The organism is Thermodesulfobacteriota bacterium (assembly GCA_040753795.1).
GTDB lineage: Bacteria > Desulfobacterota > Desulfobacteria > Desulfobacterales > Desulfosudaceae > JBFMDX01.
The window spans coordinates 82,822-101,483 of record JBFMDX010000011.1 but is presented as its reverse complement, the minus strand read 5'-3'; the positions used below and the strand labels follow the sequence as shown (position 1 = coordinate 101,483).

Sequence of the window (18,662 nt, the reverse complement as noted above, 5' to 3'; positions counted from 1 at the left end):
TTATTCTTTACCCGTCAATTCCGCCAGCATTTTACTGTCCGCGCCGAAATAAGTATTCCCGCCCATCTTTACAACGGGCCGGCGTATCAGCCGCGGCTCCTTGAGCATCAGCTTGATCAGATCGTCACTATTGAGCCTTGCCGCATCCAATCCTAAAGCCTTGTAGCTGGGTGAGCGGAAATTGAATATTTCAGCCGCCGGTTGCCCATTCAACAGCGCTTTGATCTCTTCGGCCGTGAAGGGGGCCTTGAAAAAATCTCTGCTGTTGATTTCCATCTTTTTTTGCGAAAGAAACTCCTTCGCTTTCCGGCAGGTGGTTCACCTGCTCCAGCAATAAAAATCCACTTTTACCATCTTGCCTCTCCTGTTTTACATGGCGGTCGATTCACTTAATTTATACGGAACCGGGGGGGGGCCGCAACGGACATTGTAAAAGAATTGTCATCCCTCCCTCGTGGTCATTTTAATGAGATCAAAAGCTTTTAGGATGATGTATAAGCCAAGGTTCATAACAACGAGGCTGAAAGGAATTATACACCATGCCGTATACCGTTCATGACACGCCCGTCGTCAGACCGCTGATGCGGTTGATGGCCATCTGCATTTTCAAGATCGCCGGATGGAAATCCGAAGGCTGCAGACCCGACATCCCCCGTTATGTCATCATCGCCGCACCCCATACGTCGAACTGGGATTTCCTGTATACGGTCTGCCTGGCGTTCATTTTCCGCATCAAACCACTCATTATGATGAAAGCGGAGTGGTTCCGGTGGCCCATGGGGCCTTTTTTCAAATGGCTGGGCGCCATTCCAGTCGACCGTTCAAAATCAAATAACGTTGTGGCCCAATCCATCAGTCAGTTCCAGGAAGCCAATGAACTGATCATGATCATTCCCCCTTCCGGGACCCGCCGCAAGGTCATGTACTGGAAAAGCGGCTTTTATCACATCGCCAACGGTGCCGGGGTTCCCATCGTGCTGGGTTACCTGGACTATGGCCGGAAGGCCGGAGGGATCGGGCCGGCGGTCATGCCGACGGGAGATATCGAGGCGGATATGGTGACCATTCGCGATTTCTACAGCGACATCAAAGGAAGACATCCCTTAAATTCCAGCACCTGGGTCAAGGCGGACAACGGCGATGCCGCTCCTTCCTGATGCGACGAAAAGGCGCGGGTCGGACCAGTCCCCCTGAACAGGATTTTCATAAAAAAAACGGGGTAAAGCCGCAAGTCCGATGAGGACTTGCCGGTTTTACCCCGTATGTTTTTGAAAAACGTTAAAGGAAAGGTTCAATTCAGCGCCGGCAGGCCGTCAAGCAATTTGCTGTCCGAAGAACCGTTCAGCTGGAAGCCCACCACATTTTTATCTGAAGTGAAGGTGATGTAAGTGGCGCTGGTGATGCTCTGGGGCGAGAAGATGCTCTCCGCCATCTTGACCACTTTGGCATAGGCATTGACGCTGATCGTCTTGATGGCGATGACGGTGCCGCTGTCATTATGGGCCTTCAGGGTAACGGTTGCTTTGGCGCCTTCCGTGTTGACAAAGGCGATGCCGGTCCAGCCGCTTTTCTCCAGCTTGGCGAAAGCCCCCTGCTTGGCGCCGGTTCCACTGTCGTCGGCGTAGGCCGCCAGCTGTTTACCATCCAGGGTGCCGAAAAGCTCAAAGCCGACCACGGGCTGCGAGGCGTCCAGCCGGAACCACGCCGCCTCCGCGGGAAGGTTAAGGTTCTTAACCACGCCGACATATTTCCCCAGCCCGTCTATGGTAAGGGCGGAGGGGGTGAGCGCGGTTCCTTCCGCGCTGTAGGGCGTAATGGTGATGTTGGCCCTGGCAGCGGAGGTGTTGTAAGCCACAACGCCGGTCCACCACTTGGTTACATCGGCCAGATGAGGATAGTATATGGTCGAGACCGTCTGGTCCGTGAGGAGAAGACCATCCAGATAAGTGACGGTACCGAACAACTCCAGGCCAATGATACCGGCGGCGTTGCTGATCACCGCCGATTTGATGTCCGGCTGCTCCTGGCCGCCAAACAGGCTGGCGATGGTAAAGTCCTTATGTCCGTAAGCACTGATCGTAACCACGGCGCTTCGCCCGTCGTTAAAGGTAAAGGTTACATTTTTCGCGGTGGAATTTGTATTCACCAGGGCGATCAATGTCCAGAAACTGCTGTTGGAAGCGATGTGCGAGACATAGATGTCCGAAGTGTTGATATCCGCAACCGCGGGAATGGCCGCCCGGTAAATCCCCGACTTGAATAGCTTTGTGTAACCCTGCACGCTATCTGCGCTGGCGATAAAGACGATGTAGCCGATGCTGGTGTGATTGATAAATTCACTGGCAACGGTGATCTGTCGCCGGCCTTTGGGGGCGAGGGTGACATCATCAATGATATCGACCAGTTGCCCCGCGTCGCTGTAGGCTTTCAGCATGCCGGTAACAGTCAGGCTGCCGGTGTTGATGACGGCGATCTCCGTCTGCCAGGGGGAGGTGGTGTCCACATGCGGGAAGTAGAGGTAGGTCGAGCCGGCCGGTTTGATGAAAACCGCCGTCACTATTTTACCGCCGTTTCCGGCTTCAACCGTTATGGCGCTGTCGGTAAGAATGGTCGTGTCCGTTCCATCCAGGATGGACCAGTGGTCAAACACATATCCGGCGGACGTATTGGCCGTCGCCGTCAGTCCATAGGCAAGACTGCAGGTATAGGTTGTGGGATACCCGGTGGGTGGTGAGGAAAAGTCATACGACGAAATGGTGCCGCTTCCATCAGGGCTGACATCCACGGTCAGCGGAGGTTTTCCTCAGCCGGCGGTGGCCGTGCCGGGAATCATCCAGACGGCACAGGCCAGCATCAGCACGTAAAACAAAACTCCAAATCTGATTTGAAGTGATTTTTTCTGAAACATGGCGTTATCCCTTCGGTTTTTATTGTTTCTCGGTTGGGTGCCAAAGCCTTTCGGAAGACAATAACAGTTTGAATTGACAGTATACGCTTTTTCTGTCGATCTGCTAATCGTTCTATCCGGAACGGCTTAAAAGCGGTTAAATATGATTCACTATCGAAGGCACTTACACTACGGGGCACGGTAAGGTTAGCCGTCAAAACTCATATGCGCATGGTAGGAAATAATATAGGGCATATTGGACAGCCAGTCAAGAGCAAAGGCGTAAAAGCCGCTGATGGCTTATTCCGGCACCAACTCCAGTTTTTTCGGGCAGGCCTTCTCCACGGCCGATTTGTCAAACGGCAGGTGCATGTATTCGCCCTGGCGCCAGGCGGCAATGCCGTCGTCGTAGTGGGGGCTGGCCGGATTGTCGGACTGGCCGGAGCTGTTGACGGCGTATAGCGGCTCCTCCTGGCCGAAGTCGACGATGACGCGCATGGCCGGGATGAGCCAGACATCGAAATCATTGCCGGGGTGATAGCCGGCCACGTTGAGGGTGTTGTGATCCCCGGGGGCCGGATAGGGGCCGCGGTCAAAATAGGGCGCCAGCAGTTTTAACGCCGTCCGGTCCAGCCATTTCATGTGGTCGGCCATTTTGGTCCCCTCGGTTTTCCAGTTGTAGGTGTGCAGGTCGCCCCAGCGCCATTCGGCCGGGTCCGTGCCGCAGTTGGTTTCCAGCAGGTCGACGGTGTCATAAAGGGTTTCAGCCAGAATCGCGGCCCGGGTCTCTTTTTCCGGGGTGTTGACGTTATCCCAGAAGGGGCTCCGGCGGGCGCGCGGGAAGAAGTGATCCTGCAGGGCCGAATAATCCACCAGAAAGGTGTCCAGCAGCGACCGCCAGGCCACGGTGTCGGTACCGCCCAGTTCGTCGGCGAACAGGTTTTTCGCCAGGCAGTGCAGAAAGGCGCCGCACACGGCCGCGCCCGGGGAATCAACGGTCAGTTCCCCGTCGAATTTTTCCAGGACCTGCTGGGCCTTGCCGGCCCGGTCCCGTTTCTCCTGGCTCCAGCCGCTGAGGGCGCTCTGGATGGTCTGGTCCATCAGCAGGATTTCCCGGATAAAAGAAGTGAACGGCGACTGCACGTCCCGGTGCATTTTTTTGGCCGTATCAAATGTGTATTTCCCGGCCTCTTCAATCATCTGGTGGATGCGGGCGGCCCGGTCCGGATAATACCAGGACGAAGACAGCACCTGCGGAGAGTCGGCCGGTATGATCCGGTGATTGGCGGTCCCGACAAAGCCGCTGCCCGGGTTAAAGACGCTGGGATGATCGGCCGGGTCGATATACCCCTGCCAGTCGTATGTTCCGGTCCAGCCCGGCGAGGGGCAGAGACCGCGGCCTTCCTTTCTGACCGGATAGCGGCCGGTCACCTGCCAGGCGATGTTGTTTTCGTCGGCGATGACCATGTTTAACGGAATCGCCCGGATCTGCCTGGCGTAGTCCATGGCTTCCTCGGCGGTTGTCGCTTTCATCATGCTGAAAAAGGCGTCCATGCTCCGGTCCGCCTCGAAAGCGGCCCAGGCAACGGCGATGCCGAAGGGCAGATCCGTGACCGGCTGGGTGACCAGATCGTTCCGGGGGCGGTCGGTCAGGATACCGTTCACCAGTGCGCCGTGCCGTGTTTCGTGAATGGTTCGGGTCACCGGGTCGGCGCCGTTGATGTTGAAGGTCTCCGTCCGGGTAGTGGTTTTCTGCCATTGATCCTTGTAGAGATAGTACAGCCCGTCATTCTCCTTCTTCAGTTTTTCGATGAAAATATCCTGGTTGTCGGCCATGACCATGGTCATACCCCAGGCCACATGACCGTTATAGCCGGCGACGATGCCCGGGGTCCCGGCCAGGCATACGCCGGCGCCCTGCATCTGCGGGCAGCTCAACTGCATGATGTACCAGATCGACGGCATGGACAGGGGCAGGTGAGTATCGTTGGCCAAAAGGGATTTCCCCGATTCCGTCCGCTGCCCGGAAACGACCCAGTTGTTGGAAGCCGCCAGGGGAGAAAGCCCCGCCTTTTTTAACCGGTCGGAAACGGCGAACAGTTTTTGAAGTTCGGCCGCTGATGCGGAAAAGTCCACCGACTCGAGTTTTTTAAACTCCGCCAGGGGGATGGGTTCGTCCGGGTAGATGGGGGTCAGCCAGGCGGTTTTTTCCGGCCCGACGATCCGGGCCATGTTGAGAATGTCGATTTCCTCGTGAAGGTTCTGGGCCAGCCCCAGGGTGATCAGCACAAAAACCGAGGCACAGTCCACGGGCTGCCATTTTTCCGGCCGGTACCCGCCCATGGTCAGGGCTCTGGGCAGGCGGTCATGGTACAGGTCCAGGTAAGCGTTGACGCCGTCGCTGTAAACCTGGAGAAGGTGGCGCAGGTCATCGGAGGCGGCGTCGTAAATGATCCGGGCGGCCCGGTTAATGTCCAGGGAGCGGAGGAACAGATCGGTCTCGAACATGGCCTCTCCGGCCATTTCAGAGAGCCGGCCCTGGGCCGCCAGCCGGAAGCCGGCCATCTGGGTCAACCGGTCGCCGGCGCTGACAAAACCCTGGGCAAAGACCAGGTCGTCCATATTGTCGGCGGTGATCACCGGGATGCCCAGGTCGTTCCGTCTGACGGTGACTTTTCCCGAAAGCCCTTTCACCTTCAGCGTCCCCTCCTCCGGGAGCAGGGAGTCGTCGAACAGGACGTCCAGGACGGAGGTGCAGCCGGCCAGAAGCCCGGCCAGCAGGATGGCCAGGTACAGGATGACGATTGTTTTTTTGGGCGGGCAGGGTTTCATGGGAGCCTCCTCAATTGATGGTAAAGTTCCTATGGGCAGAGATCAGCGCCGTCTCCTGGCCGCACGCGAATGCCCCTGAGGATAATTTTTACGGATTTGGCGCTGATGTTGTCCAGTTTGTCCGCGGCGAAAAGGGTCTGGCCGGCGCCGTTGGCCAGCATGATGTTACCGGTGGCGGCGCCCAGAAAAACGCCGGCTGCCTCCCAGGGGTCGATGGGGATGACGATACCGGCCTCGATGGCCCGCCGGGCGACCTTGACGGCTTCCTCCATGCAGGCCCGGGACAGGTCCGCCAGTTTCCGCTGCAGGGCCGGCGGCGAATTGGCGACAACTTCCGGCGTCGCTTCGGAAAACGCCATTTTGAAATATTCCGAATACTGGGACGAGAAGTCGTAGTAGACCTTGAAAAAGGCCACGATGGCATCTTCGACCTCCAGCCGTTCATGGGGGATCTGAAGAAGCTTGTCCAGCAGGATGGCGGTGCCTTCGGCCACCAGGTTGAGAAACAGGTCGTCTTTGTTGCGGTAATCCAGATAAATCGACTTTTTACTGTACCCGGCCTTGCGGGCGATCATGTCCATGGAGGTCCCCCGGTACCCGTACTTGAAAAACAGGTCCCGGGCGGCGTTGTAGATCCTGTCCTTGCGCGGCAGCAGACTTTTGGTCGGTTCCGTGGCTTTCGTCATCATTCAGGCAAACCCTCCGCCTTCCTTATATATTATTTCCCGTCCCGGAATCAACCCGGCGGCAAATGCGTCAAAGGATATATGGGCATGATTATTATGGGATGCGGCTGGACGACAAAGCCTTCATTGACTTCATTGGTCCGGCCGGACAAATACCGATCATCTCGGCCCGTTGCAGCGCCGCCGAGCTCGGGCGCTTTTTTCGGAAAAAGCGGGCAGACTGTCTGAGTTCGCCGCAGGCGAACGAGTTACTGACCGCGCCGAAAAAAGCGTTCGCGCGAGGGAAGTCACGCCCGTAGCGTGACCGGCGCTGCCGGGCAATGTTTCTTTTGGTTACTTTTCTTTGCGCCAAAGAAAAGTAACCTTCTTACTTTACCCCCAGGTTCTTGGGTATATCGCTCATATTGTCGAACAGCCAGCGGCAGGCCTTGCTCTTCCACCAGCCCTGCTCCCGGGCGCCCAGGTCCTCGGCCACCTCGCAGGCGGCGATATATCCCGAGGCCAGCCAGGTGGCGCCGAAGGGGTGAATGGAGTTGGACAGGTAGAGGTTGTTGACGAAGGTCCGGGACCCGCCCCCCCTGAGCACGCCCGGCACCGGCCGGTTGGTGTAGAACTGGCCGGGAATGACGCTGCCGCCGACCCAGTTGCCCAGCAGGGCGGAAGGGTTGTTGTGCTGCATATCCAGGGGGGTGTAGATGATGCGGTCCTTGATCAGTTTCTTGAAGCCCGGCGCGTACCGCTCGTAAACGTCGGTGATGTCGTCGGCCAGCTCGTCTTTGATGTCATTCCAGGATTCGATGCCGTTCAAGGGGCCCTTTCGCCATTTTTTCGGCCGCGGCGGCGCGTCCAGCCAGACAAAGGAGGTGTGGCAGCCGTCGGGGGCCTGGGTGGGGTCGGTCAGGGTGGGGACAAACCAGTTGGCGCAGATTTTCTCGTGGATGACGCCGTCGACCAGGTCCTGGTTGAACCGCCGGAGTTCTTCCGAGGTCTTGCCGCCGAAATACCCCATGAAGCAGCGCTGAATGCCGTCGTCGAAATTGGCCGACTCGAACTGGGGCGCGCCGTTTAAGGCGTAGTATACCCCGAACAGGTTCTGTTCGTTGTAGTCGAAGCGGTCGATGGTGGCGGCCATGCCGCCCAGGTGGTCCTCACCGACGAGGTATTTGAAGGTGGGGACGCAGGTCAGGTTGCTGACGATTTTTTTGGCGGTGATGGTCTGGTTGGACCAGATGGCTTCGTCGGCCAGGACCACGCCGCAGGCGGCGCCGTTTTCCACCAGGATTTTCTTGACCGGGCAGCAGGTCAGGACCTTGGCGCCGTAGGCCGTGGCCGCCTTGATCAGGGAGTGGGTCAGGGAGTGGGAGCCGCCCTTGGCCTGGTGAACGGGAAAGATCGGGCCGAGCAGGAGCCCTTCCACCGAGACGCCGATGGATCCCACGGTCGGGTGGATCGGCGGCAGGGCCCCGATCCAGGCCAGGGATTCCAGCATGGTCTTGACCTGGTCGGATTCAAACAGGGCGGCGGTCGTTTCAAAGCCGTTCATGTTCCAGACCTGGTCGAAGGTCAGGTCCTTGCCCAGTTCCCGGAACATCATGTCGTACAGCTCACCGATGTTCTTCTTCATCTCTTCGGAGGGGGCCCGGTAGAGAAAGTTGTGGATGGAGTCCATGAACAGGGGGAATTTTTTCATGGCCAGCATACCCAGCTTCATGATGATGTCCCCGTCCTTCTGGGAATGTTTGGACCAGCTCTTCTTGGTGTCCATGGGGTTGATGCCGATCAGGACGTTCTTGCCGTCCTGGAAGGTCTTGGCGTAGACGTAGTCGGTGGTGCGGTGTTCCAGCCCGAACTTCGACAATTCCAGGTCGCCCATGGCCGGGCTCATGGCCGAGATCAGCCAGGTGGCGTGCAGGTTGTGGTAAAATCCGGGAACGCCGGGTTCGGTGGTGTCGCAGTGGGCGCCGCATTCCCCCCGGGCTTCCAGCACCAGGGTTTTCAGGCCGGCCCGGGCCAGGTAACCCGCGCAGGTCAGCCCGTTGATACCGCCGCCGATGATGATGACATCATAGTCTGCCATGATTGATTTCCTCCCCAAAATATAAATTTAAAATCCTGTCACTATAAACCGGTAAAGAGTCTTTCTCAGTCGGCCTTCATCCATTCCCGCAGGGGTCCCTTCATGTCCTCCAGGCCCAGACGCAGGTTGAAGATCAGGTCGGGGTCGACGTGGCTGCCGATCTCTTCGACCTTGCGCAGCAGGACATTTTCCGAGGACGGGATGTCCATGGCCGGATCCAGCAGCTGCCGCGCGCCTCTTATCACCTTGCGATTGATTTGAGCCCAGGCATTGATCAGCGCCCCCAGGGATTCACCGTCAATCCGGTCCAGCAACTGGAGAAAGATGTCGGTGATTTCCTGTATTTTCAGCTTGCTGAATCTTTGCAGATATTCGGCGGCCACCCGGGTCAGCAGGTTGACGGCCGCCGGAAGGACCGTCAGGGCTTCCGCCAGCCGGTCGGGCGACTGCCACAGGGCCTGGTTGATGATCCGGCTGACGGCCGCCAGGTCCGTGCCGGCGGCGGCCAGGAAGGCCGTGGCGGTATTGAAGTCCAGGCCCTCCACCCCGGCGGTCAGGCGCTCCCGCAGAAGGTCGGTCAGGAAGGTGGGGCGCTTTTCGCGGATCCGGGTCAGCGCCCGCGCAAGCGGGCCCGCCAGGGCCGCCATTTTCTCGAAGCGGACGCCGGAGACAACGACTTCGGCCAGGGCCTCCGCCTTGTCCGGGTCCAGCCCGTCCAGAATTTTTGCCAACTGCTCGACCCGGTCCAGCAGGTCGTTGACCAGGGCGATCAGCGGGGCGGTCAGGTCCGCTGCTTCGGTGGCGGGCGCGGTTTCTTCGGCCGCCGGCTGAGCTTCCGGCCCGAGCAGGGACTTTTGCATCCGCTTCTCGAGGGACGGCGCCATCCATTTCTTCAGGCCGCTTTCCCCGGCCCAGTTGGTCAGCATCTCATGGACAAAGGACCGGGTGACCCGTTTGAAGTCGTCGGTCTTCATCAACTCGGCGACCAGTATTTCTGTGTATTGTTCCGCCGTCATGTCGGGACGGGGTTGGTTCATGATGGCCTCCTTGGTTGCAGCCTTGGCGTTTTTTGGATTTAATCCGGGATGAACCCGTTCTGTCTGGCCAGCTTGAGGGACGCCGGCTCCTCCCAGTCTTTCTTGACGTCAAAATCGTCGGCGATCACATTGGCGCCGATATACCCGGGCCCGCCGATGACCAGGCCGCCGGGATAGGTGCTGGCGCCGCAGACATAAAAGCCTTCGATGGGCGTGAAGATCTGGGAGCAGAGGTCGTTGGGCCGGGAAATGCCCATCTGGAGCACGTTGTAGGAGCCCTGTTTGATGGACCCTTTGACCATGTTCTTGAATTTTTTCTCGATGTAGGTCGGCGGGTAGGGCCGGACGTGGATGGGCGCCAGGTTTGGGGCGTAGGATTTCCACGTCTCCAGGCAGACCTTGGCGTAATCGCCGGCGATGTTGTCCCAGTCGCAGTCAAAGGGCACCAGGGATTCCCAGCGGCCGGTGTGAAATCCTTTCGGCGCCATGATGGGGTCGTACTGAGAGGAGATGGTGGCGTGGCCGAAGGGCGTTGGCGGCAGCTTGCCCTTCTCGATCTCCTGGATATGGCCCAGGACCGCTGCCGTGTCCTCGATGCCCATGAAGGTGGTCAGGGCGCGGCTGGCGTCGGGGCACTGGTCCGTGCCGGCGTATACCGGCAGGTCCTTCAGGGAGATATGGGTGCCGAAGAAGACCGCTTTTTCCCACTGCCAGGACTTGGCGCTCTTGACGATGGCCTCGGGCAGCTCGCTTTCCTTGAAGAACTTGAGGAAATTCTGGTGGGGGTCCACGGTCGAGGCCACGGCCGTGGCTTTGATGACGTCCCCCTCTTTCAGGGTCACGCCGGTCACCCGGCCGTTCTGAAGATTCACCTTGGCGACTTCCGCCGCGTCCATGATCTCGCCGCCGTTCTGGATGATGACCTTGTGCAGGGCCGAGGAGAGGCGGTGGGAGCCGCCGGAAACGAGGGCGGCGTTGGTCATGCGGTAGGCGTATAGCGGGAAGAGAAAGCCGATGCCGTCGTAGTTGGACAGGCCCCACATGGTGAAGAGGTTGAGCAGCATGGCCTTGAGGGGGTCCGTGAAGCCGTAGCGTTCCAGGATTTCCACCGGCGTGAACTCGGCGATCTCGTTGAAGCGCCGGCCGGCGTCGTCGCGGCCGTTCTGCAGGGCCGTGTACTGGTCCAGGAGGCCCTTGGGCGGCACATAGGTGTAGGGCAGGAGGATCTTGTCGAAGAATTCCCGGGCATCGTTCATGAAGGCGGCGTAAGCCCGGCCGTCCTTTTCCGAAAAGACGCCGGCGATGTGCGCCGCTGTTTTCTCGATGTCCCGGTACAGGATCAGGGGCTTCCGGCCTTTGTTGATATAGGCCACCTGGGCGTCGGGAAAGATGTACTTGACGCCGCGCTCCTTGAGGCCGAAATCCTGATAGACCGGCATGACGTCGGCCATCATGTGGTAAATCGCGTGCAGGTTGTACTTGTGCCCGGCGAACTCCAGGGTGTCCAGCCCGCCGCCGGTTTCGTGCCGGGCTTCCAGCAGGATTACCTTCAGCCCGGCCCGGGTCAGGTAGGCGCTGCAGATCAGGCCATTGGGACCGCCGCCGATTACCGCCACATCATACTCTTTCCTGTTGCCGACCATAAAGCCGTCTCCTTTCTTTCTATGCCACCCGGGTCATCTTGGGCCGTTGATGGATGGTGGGATTCATGATCTGGTCATAGGTCTGGTCCACCTTTTCGATCAGGTTCTTTTCGGGAGCCCCCATTTTCTTCCCCAGTCCCAGCAACGCCAGTACGGTCTGTACCAGGTACCTGAAGAAGTGCCGGATGACCGTGTACCGGACGATCATCCGGATAAAACCGGGGAAGTCTTCGGGAAGGATGGTGATTTTGAACTCCCAGTCGACCGGGTCGGCGACATTGCCGTAGACGATGAGATTGTCGCTGCCCGGGTCCTTCATGATGCGGCATCTTTCCGGGTTCATGGAAAGCTCGGTCCGTCCCAACCCTTTTGACCACATTTTCATAGCCGATCTCCTTGATTGATCATTATATATCTGGTGCTGCCGGTGATTCAGTCGCCAGTCACCGGCGGTGACCTGAAGGACCGAATCGTTGCCATCAAATTGTTTTTATTGTTTTTCCATTTACTAATTAATGATTGACTGCCGGAGTTGCGACCCTCCGGGCTGCTTGGTGCCGACGATCGGGTCACCGACGGTGACCTTCAGGCCAAAAAAAAATAAAAATCTTTAATCAGGACACCAAGTATGCCACAAAGTGGTATAAGGTTATGACGATACGGCCCCCTTGTCAAGAAAAAAATGAACCGGCTGCCGGGGCGATAACGATTGAATAGCCGCCGTTCCTCGTGGTATGGTTTTTTTCCAAAACCAGAGAAAGACGGCTGTCGCATCAGCCGCGGGGACCTTATTCAGACCTGTAGCACAACCGGAGCGGCAACTGCCATGGCGGGATTTCATTTATTTACCGGCAACCGGCTGGAAAATCTTACGGAACGGCTGGCCGGACGGATGCGTGAGCAGCCTCCGCCGCCCCTGCAGCCGGAGGTCATCGTCGTCCAGAGCGAAGGCATGCAGAAATGGCTGAGCCTGCAACTGGCCGATGCCCATGGGGTTTGCGCCAATATCGCTTACCTGTTCCCCAAGTCGCTGGCGCAGGACCTTTATCAGCGGGTGCTGGCCGCCGGGGATCCATCCATCTTCTCGCCGGAAACCTTGACCTGGTCGGTCATGAAGACGCTACCCGGCCTCCTGGATGACCGGGAATTTGCCGATCTGAAACATTACCTCCGGGAAGACACCACCGGCCTGAACCGCTTTTATCTGGCCCGGCAGATCGCCGAAATGCTGGGGCGATACTGCCTCCTGCGGCCGGATGTCATTCTCGCCTGGAGTCGGGGGAAAAACCCCCTGGCCGTTCAACCGGCTTCCCGGTGGCAGTCGATCCTGTGGCGGAAAATCCTGGACGATTTGCCGCCGCAGGCCCGCGGGATGGACCCGGCCTCGCTTCATTACCGGCTGTTGAGCGCGCCGGCGCCTCTGGCGGGGCTTCCGGAAAGGATTTCCGTTTTCGGTATCTCCACCCTGGCCCCGTATTACGTGGATTTTTTTCTCAAGCTTGCCGAACAGATCGATGTGGACGTCTATTACATGAACCCCTGCCGCCAGTACTGGGAATATGTGTTCAGCGAGAAGGAAATGGCGCGGTTTGCCGCTGAAGGGGTACCGGAAGAGGCAGCCTGTGTGGATGAGGGCAACCGGCTGTTGTCTTCCCTGGGAACCGCCGGCCGGGAGTTTTTCAGCTTTCTGCTGAACCGGCTGGGAGATGCCGGGGAGGATCTGTTCTCCGATCCGGGCGGCGGCGATATGTTGACAGCGGTGCAGTCGGATGTCCTCAATCTGGTGGACGGCGACGGGCAGAACCGCCGGACGGTCGCAGCGGACGACGCCAGCATCCAGGTTCACGTCTGCCACAGCCCCATTCGCGAAGTGGAGGTACTCCATGACCGGCTGATGGCCATCCTGGAAAGCGATGCCGGCGTACAGCCCAGGGATATCGTGGTCATGATGCCCGATGTGGCCGCGTACGCACCGCTGATCCAGGCCGTTTTTGACGCCCCGGAACATCCCGCCGCGATGATTCCCTATTCCATCGCCGATGCCACCGTTAGACAGGCCAATACCGTGACCGGCGCCCTGCTGGCCATTCTCACCATGGACAGAAACCGCTATCGCGCGCCGGACGTTCTCGACCTGCTGGGGCACTCCGCGGTCCGGAATCGTTTCGGTTTGAGCGGGCATGATCTGAACCGGGTCAGGGGATGGGTGGAAGCGGCGGGAATTCGCTGGGGGATCGACGGCGCCTACCGGGCCGGCCTGGGACTGCCCGATTTTTACGAGAATACCTGGGCTTTCGGGCTGGACCGGATGCTGCTGGGTCACGCCCTGCCGCCGTCGTCCCCGGAAAAGATGTTCGCCGGTATTCTGCCCTGGGGGGAGTTTGAGGAAGAAAGCTCCCGGACGCTGGGTAAAGCCGTCAGTTTTGTCCGGACGCTTGTTAACCGGTGTCGCTCCCTGAAGACATCCAAAACCCTTCCGGAGTGGACCGATACGTTAAACGGCATTCTGACGGATTTTTTTCTGGCGGATGATGAGGCCACGGAAAACGACATCATGGAAATCCGGCGCATGATCCTGGACGGCGGGCTGACCGCTGTTTCCGAGCTTACCGGATTCCGGGACCCCGTGTCCCTTGATGTTATTCGCGACTATCTGGAGAGCCGGTTGGCCGGCGCTTCCCGCTCATCCGGGTTTATCAGCAACGGTGTTACTTTCTGTACGCTGCTGCCCATGCGGAGCATTCCCTTTAAAGTGGTCTGCCTGCTGGGCATGAGTGACGGCGATTTTCCCCGGACAAGCCACCGTCCCGGATTTGACCTGCTGGAAAAACAACGGCGGCTCTGCGATTTTTCCAAGACGTTTGAAGACCGCTACCTTTTTCTGGAAAGCCTGCTTTCGGCCAGGAAATTTCTGATCGTCAGTTATGTCGGACAGGATATCCGGGATAACAGTCTGATGCCTCCCTCCTCACTGGTCCGCGAACTTTTGGAATATCTCGAGCGGGGTTTTACGACCGGTGACGGAACCCGTCTTCTCGAACAGGTGGTGACCCGGCACCCGCTGCAGCCGTTTTCACCGAAGTATTTTCAGGACAGCGTCGGGCTGTTTTCCTACTCGGAGGAAAATTATGCTGCCGCCCTGCGTAACCGGGAAGGCAAATCACCGCCCCGGAGGCTGTTCGACCGCCTCCTGCCGGAACCGCCCGGTGAAACGTGGCAGCCTCTCGGCCTGGATCAGTTGGTCTCTTTTTTCAGGAACCCGGCGGCTTTTCTCCTGAAAACCCGGCTGAACCTGGATTTCGCGGTCGCCGACAAGGAGCGCGCCGAAGACCGGGAGCCCTTTTCACTGGATTTTCTGCAGCAGTACCTGATCCGGCAGGACCTGGTGGATGCCTTTGTCCGCTACGGCCGGGACAGAGAGACCGCCCTTGCCGTCATCAAGGCTTCCGGAAGGCTGCCCCACGGCAGTTTCGGCGAGATCGCCTGGGAAACCCATGAAACGGAAGCGAGGCGGTTTGCGGAGGTCGTTTTCCCGTATCTGGAAGGAGGCCCGATTGAGCCGGAAAGCATCGAATGCCGCTTGAATGATTCACGACAGACGATTTTGCAGGGAGTGGCGGACGGTCTCTATCCCCGGGGGCAGCTTTTTTACCGCTGCGCCGGCATCAAGGCGGCGGACATCCTTCGGGCCTGGGTGTACCATCTGGCCGTAAACGCCGTCGTGAAAAACGGACCGGCACGGTCAACGCATCTCATTGGTACCGATGATCCGAAGACGTTTACGGAGATGGCCGGAGAGGAGGCGGCCGCGTACCTGGTCGAACTGGTCGGGTTGTTTTATCAGGGCCTGACCGCGCCGCTGCCCTTTTTTCCGGCAACATCCCTGGCCCTGGCGGAGACAATCATTGAGGGCAAATCAGTTGAGGCGGCCCGGACCGCTGCCGTCGGCCGATGGCGGTCAAACGACCGGCGACCCGGTGAGGGTGAGGATGTCCATGTCAGCCGCTGTTTTGACGAGACCGTGCTGGACGATGAGCGCTTTCGGCGCATTGCCCTGGCTGTATACGGGCCGGTTTTTCGACATTTGAGAGCCTGATGGCTTAGAGATGGCCTTTAGTCATAAAATGGCCACCACCCGGGCCGGTCCGGCGCTGGCACCCTTGATCTTCAGCGGGAAGCAGGCGACTTTGAACCCGTGGGCGGGCAGGGCCGACAGGTTGACCAGGCGCTCAATGTGGGAGTAGGAGCGGCCCACCTGGTGGGCCGCCCAGAACACGCCTTTTTCCTGTTTTTCCGCGGCCCGGGCGGCTTCCAGGTCCAGGGGCTCATCCCATCCCCAGGCATCAATGCCCATGACCCGGATGCCCTGGTCGATCAGCCATATCGTCGCTTCGGCGGTCACCCCGGGACCGTGGAAGATATAGTCGGACGCTCCGTAATATTTGTCACACCCGGTATGAATCAGCACGATATCCAGGGGTTTCAGAGCGTATCCGATGGCGTCAAGGGCCGATCGGATATCGTCCCCGGTCACCGGGTTCCCCCTGGACTTGTGGGTCATGTCCAGAACCACGCCGTTGCCGAAAAACCATTCCAGGGGCAGCCGGTCGATGGTCTCGGCGGGCCAGCCGTCGATGGAGCTGTTGTAGTGCCAGGGCGCGTCAACGTGGGTGGAACTGTGGGTGCCCATCCGGGTAATTTCCTCGGTGGCCCAACCCTCATCGTTGCGGAAGGCCGTGACCGGGACATTGAGCAGGGCCGAAGCCTGGGCCGCTCCTTCCGCGTGGCTGGAATAAGAGATGTGAATGGCGTCAAAGACCGCGCTGTCCGGGGGCGCGGAGCAGATGGTGGCGGAAAGGTCGATGATTTTCATGGGCGATAGTCTACTGTTCCGAATAGGCCGGGTGTCATTCCGGCCCCGTTTTTTTTCAGCGGGTCAGGGCTCCCGGTAGACGATGGTGATACTCAGGTTCCGTTCCACCTGTTCGTTCCTCGTGGCCATGGACTCGGACTGGAGCATATTGACGATTTCAATGTCCGGGTGGTCGGCCAGCCAGCGATTCATCTGAACCTCATTGGGCGGATTGATGTTCAGGGAAAAATAGGTAAAGATTTTTACCTTCAGCGGATTCATGCCTCCTCCCTGCCTGCTACTTGAGTTCTTTGCTCGACAGCTTCAATATATTCCGGGCCACGATCAGGTGTTGGATCTGGCCGGTCCCCTCAAAGATGTCCATTATTTTTACGTCCCGCATCCATTTTTCGGCCAGTTCCCGGGTGGTCCAGCCCAGGGGACCCAGCAGGTCGCAACACTTCTGGGCAATCAGGGCGGCGCATCGTCCGGATTTGGCCTTGGCCATGGAGGCCTCCAGGTTGTTGGGCTGGTCGTTGTCCGCCATCCAGGCCGCCTTGTAGGTCAGCAGCCTCATGGCTTCCAGATTGGCCTCCATCAGGTAGTATTCTTTCTCCGCGGCGCTGACCCGGTTGGGGGCTTTATCGTAATCGAAAACCGTCCCGTTTTTCTCCATGGTTTCCCGGATCAGATCGAGAGAGGCGGCGGCCAGGCCGTTGGCCATGGAGGCCACCATGGGCCGGGTCATGTCAAAGGTTTTCATGACACCTTTGAACCCTTCGGTGGTCCGGTCGATTTCGGCGCTGCCGAGGATGTTTTCTCTGGGGATGCGGCAGTCGGAAAAAACGAAGGTGCCCGTGTCCGAGGCCCGCAGCCCGCACTTGCTCTCCAGGTGCTCCAGCTTCATGCCCGGCGTGCCTTTTTCTACCAGAAACGGTTTGATACCGGACTTGCCGGCGCTTTTATCCAGTGTAGCCCAGACCACCACCGCGTCGCACCGCTCGGCACAGGTGACGAAAATTTTTTCTCCGTTGATGACCCACTCGTCGCCGTCTGCTTCCGCCGTGGTGGTGATGGCGCCGGCATCGGATCCCACCTCGGGCTCGGTGTTGGCAAAAGCGATCCACTTGCCGCCGAATTTCCGGATCTGTTCTTCCGTGCCGACCGCCACCAGGGCGGCGTTGCCCACCCCGGCGTTGGGAATGGACATGAGCAGCCCGGCGTCTCCCCAGCACATGGCTTCCACGCTGAGGATCTGGCCCAGGTTGGGCCCGGTTTTGCCTTCCCTGGCGGCGGGTTTCTTCTCTCCTTCTTTTTTCTTCCCGGACCGGGAAAAAAGCGGCGCCCCCCGGAACACATCCAGTTCCTTCGGGTACTCGTGCTCCAGCTGATCGTATTTGCGGGCGATGGGACGCAGCATGTTCTGCGCCACCATTTTGACGCCGTTAACCATTTTGGTCATGCTTTCCGAAAATTCCAGGTTGATCATGGTTCCCTCCGCTGAGGACCTTGTTATCGTTGATTAGACCGTGGCCATGCCTTCCAGGATCGACACCCCCCGGGCGTCCCGGTAAAACCGTTCCAAGGGGTATTCCCGGATGTAGCCGTGGCCGCCGTAAATCTGCACGCCGTAGTCCGCGATCAGCATGGCCTTCTCACCGGCGTAGAGCCTGGCCAGGTAAGCTTCCCGGCGGGCGTCCCGGCCGGCCTCCAGGCGCGAGGCCGCCTTCCAGGTCAGAAAGCGCATGGCCTCCACCTCGTAGGCCATCTCCGCCACCATGAAGGCGATGGATTGGCGAAAGGCGATGGGTTCGCCGAACTGGTGCCGGTCCACGGCATACTGCCGGGCATGGTCAAAGGCGGCCCGGGCCACGCCCGTGGCCATGGCCGACATGGCCACCCGGCATTTCTGCAGAACGCGGGCGTAATCGCAGCCGTTATCTCCGCCCAGGCGGTCTTCAGCCGGAACTTCGCAGCTGTTCAGGCTGACCGGATACGTTTCCAGGGAATAGTTACCCAGGTTGGTCTCCCTGTCGCCGATCGCCATGCCCGGATTGTCGGCGCTGACGATAAAGAGGTTGCTCTTTCCGTCCAGGACGGCGGCCACCAGCAGGTGACCCGCTTTTTTCGCCAGGGGCACAAAACATTTTTCCCCGTTTAAAACATAGGCGCCGTTCTTCATAACCGCCTCGGTCTTCAGATCCACCGGATCAAACCCGTAATGGGGCTCATTGATCGCCATGACGCAGGCGGCAAAGGTGTCCCGGCAGTAGAGGGGAAGATATTTTTTCTTCTGTTCCAACGTGCCCATTTCGGCCAGAGGATGAAGAAAGAGGGACGGGGCCGTTGCGGCCATGGCAAAGGCCATTTCGCCGTAGGCCAGTTCCTCCAGAATAATGGTGCTCTCCACCGGCGAATCCGGGGCGCCGTATCCGCCATACTCCTCGGGCACCATGGAGACTGAAGCACCTAACTCCCAGGCTTTCTGCAGGGCGTCATCCGGGATGGCGCCGGTCCGGTCGTTTTCCCGGGCCCGGGGAAGGACAATTTCCCTGACCAGTCGGGCGACTTCGTCCTTGACCATTTTCTGCTGGGGAGACATTGAAAAATCCATGGCGTTCCTCGTTGTGGATTGCAGGTTGAGTGGC

The 18,662-nt window shown here is 58.9% G+C and carries 13 protein-coding genes and 1 pseudogene; 2 read left to right on the top strand and 12 right to left on the bottom strand.

The genetic code is table 11. From position 1 onward, the window contains the following. A pseudogene (locus tag AB1724_13465) lies at window positions 1-306 on the bottom strand (ArsC/Spx/MgsR family protein). Window positions 307-539: 233 nt separating this feature from the next. Between AB1724_13465 and AB1724_13460 the strand changes: the two are divergent. After that, window positions 540-1,157 carry a lysophospholipid acyltransferase family protein gene (locus AB1724_13460; GenBank protein ID MEW6078818.1) on the top strand — a complete coding sequence of 206 codons (618 nt, stop codon included), beginning with the start codon at window positions 540-542 and terminating at the stop codon, window positions 1,155-1,157. Between the two features lie 134 nt (window positions 1,158-1,291). Here the strand turns inward: AB1724_13460 and AB1724_13455 are convergent, their stop codons facing one another. The 7 genes from AB1724_13455 to AB1724_13425 form a co-directional block, all read right to left on the bottom strand. Then, entirely contained in the window at window positions 1,292-2,785 is a 1,494-nt protein-coding gene (locus AB1724_13455; protein MEW6078817.1) for a hypothetical protein, read from the bottom strand. 402 nt (window positions 2,786-3,187) lie between these two features. After that, the gene (locus AB1724_13450) at window positions 3,188-5,719 is read right to left on the bottom strand and encodes a penicillin acylase family protein (protein ID MEW6078816.1); all 2,532 of its coding nucleotides are present in this window, start codon (window positions 5,717-5,719) and stop codon (window positions 3,188-3,190) included. A 29-nt stretch (window positions 5,720-5,748) separates the two neighbouring features. Next, complete coding sequence (locus AB1724_13445; protein ID MEW6078815.1) at window positions 5,749-6,408, bottom strand: TetR/AcrR family transcriptional regulator; 660 nt, start codon at window positions 6,406-6,408, stop codon at window positions 5,749-5,751. 364 nt (window positions 6,409-6,772) lie between these two features. Beyond that, window positions 6,773-8,482 carry an NAD(P)/FAD-dependent oxidoreductase gene (locus AB1724_13440; GenBank protein ID MEW6078814.1) on the bottom strand — a complete coding sequence of 570 codons (1,710 nt, stop codon included), beginning with the start codon at window positions 8,480-8,482 and terminating at the stop codon, window positions 6,773-6,775. A 65-nt stretch (window positions 8,483-8,547) separates the two neighbouring features. Then, the gene (locus AB1724_13435) at window positions 8,548-9,519 is read right to left on the bottom strand and encodes a hypothetical protein (GenBank protein MEW6078813.1); all 972 of its coding nucleotides are present in this window, start codon (window positions 9,517-9,519) and stop codon (window positions 8,548-8,550) included. Window positions 9,520-9,557: 38 nt separating this feature from the next. Further along, window positions 9,558-11,162, bottom strand: coding sequence for an NAD(P)/FAD-dependent oxidoreductase (locus AB1724_13430; protein ID MEW6078812.1), 1,605 nt, complete (start codon window positions 11,160-11,162; stop codon window positions 9,558-9,560). 19 nt (window positions 11,163-11,181) lie between these two features. Next, entirely contained in the window at window positions 11,182-11,547 is a 366-nt protein-coding gene (locus AB1724_13425) for a hypothetical protein (GenBank protein MEW6078811.1), read from the bottom strand. 441 nt (window positions 11,548-11,988) lie between these two features. Between AB1724_13425 and recC the strand changes: the two genes are divergently transcribed. After that, entirely contained in the window at window positions 11,989-15,258 is a 3,270-nt protein-coding gene (recC, locus tag AB1724_13420; protein MEW6078810.1) for an exodeoxyribonuclease V subunit gamma, read from the top strand. 21 nt (window positions 15,259-15,279) lie between these two features. Here recC and AB1724_13415 read toward each other — a convergent pair whose 3' ends face one another. The 4 genes from AB1724_13415 to AB1724_13400 all read right to left on the bottom strand — a co-directional run bounded on the left by AB1724_13415 (window position 15,280) and on the right by AB1724_13400 (window position 18,628). After that, complete coding sequence (locus AB1724_13415; GenBank protein MEW6078809.1) at window positions 15,280-16,035, bottom strand: cyclase family protein; 756 nt, start codon at window positions 16,033-16,035, stop codon at window positions 15,280-15,282. Window positions 16,036-16,098: 63 nt separating this feature from the next. Continuing rightward, on the bottom strand, window positions 16,099-16,296 hold the full coding sequence (locus AB1724_13410) for a hypothetical protein (protein ID MEW6078808.1): 198 nt from the start codon (window positions 16,294-16,296) through the stop codon (window positions 16,099-16,101). A 16-nt stretch (window positions 16,297-16,312) separates the two neighbouring features. After that, the gene (locus AB1724_13405) at window positions 16,313-17,503 is read right to left on the bottom strand and encodes an acyl-CoA dehydrogenase family protein (GenBank protein MEW6078807.1); all 1,191 of its coding nucleotides are present in this window, start codon (window positions 17,501-17,503) and stop codon (window positions 16,313-16,315) included. A gap of 33 nt (window positions 17,504-17,536) precedes the next feature. Beyond that, on the bottom strand, window positions 17,537-18,628 hold the full coding sequence (locus tag AB1724_13400; protein ID MEW6078806.1) for an acyl-CoA dehydrogenase family protein: 1,092 nt from the start codon (window positions 18,626-18,628) through the stop codon (window positions 17,537-17,539). Window positions 18,629-18,662 lie beyond the last annotated feature (34 nt).

Excerpts from the sequence above, each read along its gene's own strand:
- AB1724_13460 (MEW6078818.1), top strand. The coding sequence starts at position 540 with ATGCCGTATACCGTTCATGACACGCCCGTCGTCAGACCGCTGATGCGG.
- AB1724_13450 (MEW6078816.1), bottom strand. The coding sequence starts at position 5,719 with ATGAAACCCTGCCCGCCCAAAAAAACAATCGTCATCCTGTACCTGGCC.
- AB1724_13445 (MEW6078815.1), bottom strand. The coding sequence starts at position 6,408 with ATGATGACGAAAGCCACGGAACCGACCAAAAGTCTGCTGCCGCGCAAG.
- AB1724_13440 (MEW6078814.1), bottom strand. The coding sequence starts at position 8,482 with ATGGCAGACTATGATGTCATCATCATCGGCGGCGGTATCAACGGGCTG.
- AB1724_13435 (MEW6078813.1), bottom strand. The coding sequence starts at position 9,519 with ATGAACCAACCCCGTCCCGACATGACGGCGGAACAATACACAGAAATA.
- AB1724_13430 (MEW6078812.1), bottom strand. The coding sequence starts at position 11,162 with ATGGTCGGCAACAGGAAAGAGTATGATGTGGCGGTAATCGGCGGCGGT.
- AB1724_13425 (MEW6078811.1), bottom strand. The coding sequence starts at position 11,547 with ATGAAAATGTGGTCAAAAGGGTTGGGACGGACCGAGCTTTCCATGAAC.
- recC (MEW6078810.1), top strand. The coding sequence starts at position 11,989 with ATGGCGGGATTTCATTTATTTACCGGCAACCGGCTGGAAAATCTTACG.
- AB1724_13415 (MEW6078809.1), bottom strand. The coding sequence starts at position 16,035 with ATGAAAATCATCGACCTTTCCGCCACCATCTGCTCCGCGCCCCCGGAC.
- AB1724_13410 (MEW6078808.1), bottom strand. The coding sequence starts at position 16,296 with ATGAATCCGCTGAAGGTAAAAATCTTTACCTATTTTTCCCTGAACATC.
- AB1724_13405 (MEW6078807.1), bottom strand. The coding sequence starts at position 17,503 with ATGATCAACCTGGAATTTTCGGAAAGCATGACCAAAATGGTTAACGGC.
- AB1724_13400 (MEW6078806.1), bottom strand. The coding sequence starts at position 18,628 with ATGGATTTTTCAATGTCTCCCCAGCAGAAAATGGTCAAGGACGAAGTC.